A 4583-nucleotide genomic window follows, 5' to 3' on the forward strand; every position below is an offset into this window, starting at 1 on the left:
CACGATGATGTCTGATCCAACCGCCCCAAGCGGACATTAACGCTGAAACAGGTCACCGTCCCCGGCGTCGGGCGAGTCCTTCGCATCTGGAGAATCAGCATCCGAGGTCGACTCGCCGTGACGGTCATTGTTGGTCTCGTGCTGAGCGTCCTTGTCGGCAGCGCCGTCCTTCGCGTGGTCGTTGCTGGTGTCCCGGTCGTTGCTCTCGTGTCCGCTGATGGCCGGGTCTGGTGTGTCGTCGGTTTTGCCGTGTGGGGTTGTGCTGTCGGCTGCCGCGGTAGTTGAGTGGGAGTGGTCTTCTGGGTCTGTGCGAGTAGATGCAGGCTCTGGCTTGGGCTCCTGGCTCTTGGGGTGCTCGGGGCCTGGTGAGTCGGTGTCCCGGGTGCGGCCGTCGGGAACGTCCTTGCGGTGCTGATCGGGCTGCTCCGCATGGTCGTGGCCTGACCGGTCCCGGGCATCCGGGTCGCCGTCGGCACCGGACCGATCGCGGGGCTCTGTATCAGTGTCGGAGCCGTCGCGGTTAGTGGGCTCAGGCTCGCCTTCAGAGTTGGCTTTGCCGTCACCGGCGTGGCTGCCGCCCGTGGAGCCCACATCTCCGACCTCGGCCGGGGCGCTACCACTACCGGCCCGGCTACCACCCGCATCCGAGCCCCCGGCCTCGGTTCGGCCGGTGCTCGCATCCGGGATGCTGCCGTCGCCGCCGTCCAGCCCGCTGCCCGGGCGGAAGTGCTTCCGGCCCCGGCGCGGGACCAGCACTAGTCCCACCGGTCTGCTGGACATGGGCCAGGGCCGCGCCATGTAGGTGATTAAGCCGTAGCTCCAAGGCCGCAACGGATTGGCGTAAAGGCGTGCAGGTGGCGGCGCGGCGGTTTCGTCGGTTCCCAGGACCGCTGTGATCGGTCCCCTAACCGTGGGACGTGAACGCCGGGTGGTTGTCTTGGATCACTTGTTGGTGCGGGGGCGTGGTGGGGGCTCGGTTGGGAACTCAGCTTCCTGCGCGAGGTAGCGGCGTTCTGCCTCGGCCGCACGGTTGGCTGCAGGCGAGTCCACGGTAACGTCAATAATCCTTCCCAGGACGCCGACTGTCAGTGATGCTCGGTTCGGCAGGGTCCAGGTAGTGGACTCCTGGGGGCCGTTGCGCCCCTGGAAGTGTTTAGTGGTGCCGGTGCCGTACAAGTCGGTCAGCACTTGGACGTACTGGGAGTATGCCTGGCGCACCAGCACAGCCGCCTCCGGTGGCGCACTGGCCTTCGGAATACGCGAAGCCAACCCCATGCGGAAGGAGTCCATCTGGCCCTCTCCAATGACAAAAGACGCGTCCTTGCCGCCCAGGTCATGACCGGTAGTAAACATGGTCTCCATGGTCGGGGAGGATTGCCAGCCGAGACGGTCACGCAGCTCCAGGCCCTCCTGCACACTCATGGGCCACTCGTGCTCCAGCCACAGACGGATAACCGGCACACCCACCTCCGGCGGAACCACCCGAAACACCCCACCACCAGGCAAGGACAACTCAAATCCCTCCCCGGTTGGGACGCCGGTCCCCGGGGTGGGTGTACCGGTGTCGTCCTGTCCTCCGCTGGTACTACTCATGCCTGCTTCCTCCCCGAATCGCTAGGGTTGCCCAACCAGGAAGGCTGTGGCCCTCTGGACTGTTAAGTATTTTAGGCTGCGCTGTCCGCAATGTCTACTGTATCGGCCGTTGAAGACTTTGTGTAATGCTCAATACTCGTGGTTGGGGTCGTCATTCAGTCGAGCGCGTCGATCATCTCCTGTAGGGTGTCGCGAACCTTGTGTCCGTTTGGCCCGTCTCCGACCAGGTTGAAGGGGACGTCCTGCACGTGCGGCTTCCCGTGTGCCGTGCGAGTGGAAATGGTTCGGAAGCATAGACTGGTCTTCCCGCTCTTGATTGCTTCCCACACGTCCTTATGGTCATGGAAGTACTGGGCGTAGCGCGGATCGGTGATAAGGTGATCGCGCGCGTACTCTGGTGTGCCCTGAGGGAAGACTCCTTCGAACGTGGTGTGCACGGGCGTCTTGCTCAGCTTGGCGGTGACGCCCTTGTACTCCAGCTCGTAGAAGGTCTTGCCGTCACTGCTCAGCGCGGCGCCGTCGGAGTAGCCTCCCGGCGGCGTGCTGCCATTGTTCTCGTTACGCCACGCATCCAACACCGGAGCGCCATGCGTATCCGAATAGCGCTGCCCGCCAACCTCGCCAATCGCCGCGGAAGTCTCAGAGACATCCTGCCTGGCCTTCGTTAAGTCTCGCGCCATTTGCCGCAGTCTTTCGACCTCTTCCGGGTCGTAGCCATCATCGACAAGACTACGTATGGTCTGCTGTCGGTTCTCGACATTGAAGGCGCTTCGTTCCAGGCCGTCGGGCATTGAAGCGTCCAATTCGCCCAGAAACTCGTCGCGCTGGTTAACGAATCCTTCACGGTCCTCGAACAACTCAGGAACACTCTTCTGATATCTGTCATCAACGTCACCATCAGAGCCGTCTGCGCCGCCTCCATCGGCGTGATCACCGGCGCCGTGGTCATTGTTGGTCTCGTGTTGAGCGTCCTTGTCGGCAGCCTTGTCGTCGTGTGCGTGGTCGTTGCTGGTGTCCTCGTTGTTGCTCTTGTGGGTGGTGTCGGTGTTGCCGTCTGGGCTGTCCTTGTGGTTGGTGGGGTCTGGTGTGTCGTCGGTTTTGCCGTGTGGGGTTGTGCTGTCGGCTGCTGCGGTAGTTGAGTGGGAGTGGTGTTCTGGGTCTGTGTGAGTAGGTGCAGGCTCGGGCTTGGGCTCCTGGCTCTTGGGGTGCTCGGGGCCGGGTGAGTCGGTGTCCCGGGTGCGGCCGTCGGGAGCCTGTTTGCGGTGCTGATCGGGCTGCTCCGCATGGTCGTGGCCTGACCGGTCCCGGGCATCCGGGTCACCGCCGGCATCAGACCGGCCGCGGGGCTCTGTATCAGTGTCGGAGCCGTCGCGGTTAGTGGGCTCGGGCTCACTGTCACCGCCGGTCTTGCTGTCGCCGGTGTCGCTGGTGCGTTGGGCATCGGGCCGGTCGCCTTCGGGGGCGCGGTCGGAGTGTGGGCGGGTGGCCTCCGGTGCCTGGCCGTCAGGAGCATGGGTGCGGGAGGACTGCGTGCCAGTGTCGTCACCGGCGGGGGTGGACTGCTCCGAGCGCCCGGGCCGGCCGGAGCCATCACGGCTACCGGTGTCCTGGTCTGCCGCCGTACTGGACCGGTCGCGAGCACTGCCGTCAGGACGGTCAGCATCGGTCCGGCCGGTGCTCGCATCCGGGGTGCTGGTGCGACCGCCGTCCGAGCCACTGCGCGCATGCGGGGAGTCAGCGGTAGTACCGGTGTTGGCGTGCGCGGCACTGTGGGCCGAAGAAGGTGCGCGGGTATCGCCATGGATCGGGTCGATGCCGTGATAGGTGGCGTCGGCTGTGGACGCCGCCGGGGTTGTCCCTGAGTTGGTTGACGAACTCGTGGTGCTGTGTGCGGAAGACGGGATGCTTGTGTCACCGTGGATCGGGTCGATGCCGTGATAGCTGGTACCGGACCCGCCGGAGGCCGATGACCCGCCGGGGGCGGCGCCGGCGCCACCGGGACGGGGGCTGCTGGAACCAGGCCCAGACACGGAGCTGGAACCACCGCTGCTGCTGGAGCCAACACTTCCTGAGCCGGTGCTGCTGGTGTGGCCGCCGCTGCTGGTTGTTGTAGTTGAGGCGTTGGTGCCTCCGCCACCCGAGGCGCTGGTGTGGGTGGCGGTCAGGGTGGGGGTGTGGTGCTTGGGGGTGGATCCGCCCATGTGGTTTTTGATGTTGCGGCCCACCCGTCTGCCGGCGTTGGCGGCGTGCTCGGAAAGGTCGAGCTTCTTCAGGCCCGCCATGAGCTTGGTCAGACCGGGCTGTACCTTGCGTAGTAGGCGGGACAAGGCTGCGAATGAATTGACCAGGTCCTTGACCTTGCTGGCAAGTTTGACCACCTTGTTCGCCACCCAGGTGCTGATCTGGCCCGCAACCAGCGGGGTGGCCAGGCCCAGTGAGAAGATCTCCTCCGCGGCCGCCTGGAAGAACATGCCGATCGCTTCGGAGATGGCGTCGCGGACCATGTCGTGGACGAACTGGACGATCGCCGCGGCGATCTCCAAACCCTTGGCGATGTTCGCCGCCGCGCTCGACATGGTATTCATGCCGCCGGCCAGCTTGCCGGCCCGGGCCCGCCAGGCGTCGGCGGCCTGCCCGGCCTGGTCGGCCATATCCGCGGTCAGGTGGTCTCGCAGCGCCGTGGCCTGCTGGGTGTATGCCCCGGAGATGTTGGTCCAGGTCTGTGCCCCGGCCATCACCGCCTCCGCGTCACCGGTGAGCTGGTTGAGCATCTCGTCCAGCGGGTAGATGTGCTCGATGATCCAGCCGACAACCACGCTGACCCCGGCGGCGATAGGGTTGGTGACGGTGAACAGCATGTCCCCGGCCAGTCCCACCCCGGCCAGACTTCCCTGTACCCATGAGCCATCACCGATGGCCTGGCTCAAATCCGAGATGTCGAGCCTGTCAAGTTTTCTGTGTAAGCGGGTTGTTGCTTACAGGTAGGGGCG

3 protein-coding genes are annotated in these 4583 nt (G+C 65.0%); all 3 read right to left on the minus strand.

From position 1 onward, the window contains the following. Positions 1-36: 36 nt before the first annotated feature. The 3 genes from Q4A20_RS14795 to Q4A20_RS14805 all read right to left on the minus strand — a co-directional run bounded on the left by Q4A20_RS14795 (position 37) and on the right by Q4A20_RS14805 (position 4520). Complete coding sequence (locus Q4A20_RS14795) at positions 37-798, minus strand: hypothetical protein (protein WP_303124145.1); 762 nt, start codon at positions 796-798, stop codon at positions 37-39. A gap of 144 nt (positions 799-942) precedes the next feature. Next, positions 943-1593 carry a DUF6301 family protein gene (locus tag Q4A20_RS14800; protein WP_303124147.1) on the minus strand — a complete coding sequence of 217 codons (651 nt, stop codon included), beginning with the start codon at positions 1591-1593 and terminating at the stop codon, positions 943-945. 155 nt (positions 1594-1748) lie between these two features. Further along, the gene (locus Q4A20_RS14805) at positions 1749-4520 is read right to left on the minus strand and encodes a hypothetical protein (RefSeq protein ID WP_303124149.1); all 2772 of its coding nucleotides are present in this window, start codon (positions 4518-4520) and stop codon (positions 1749-1751) included. Positions 4521-4583 lie beyond the last annotated feature (63 nt).

The sequence above is a fragment of the Actinomyces sp. genome (assembly GCF_030530635.1).
GTDB lineage: Bacteria > Actinomycetota > Actinomycetes > Actinomycetales > Actinomycetaceae > Actinomyces.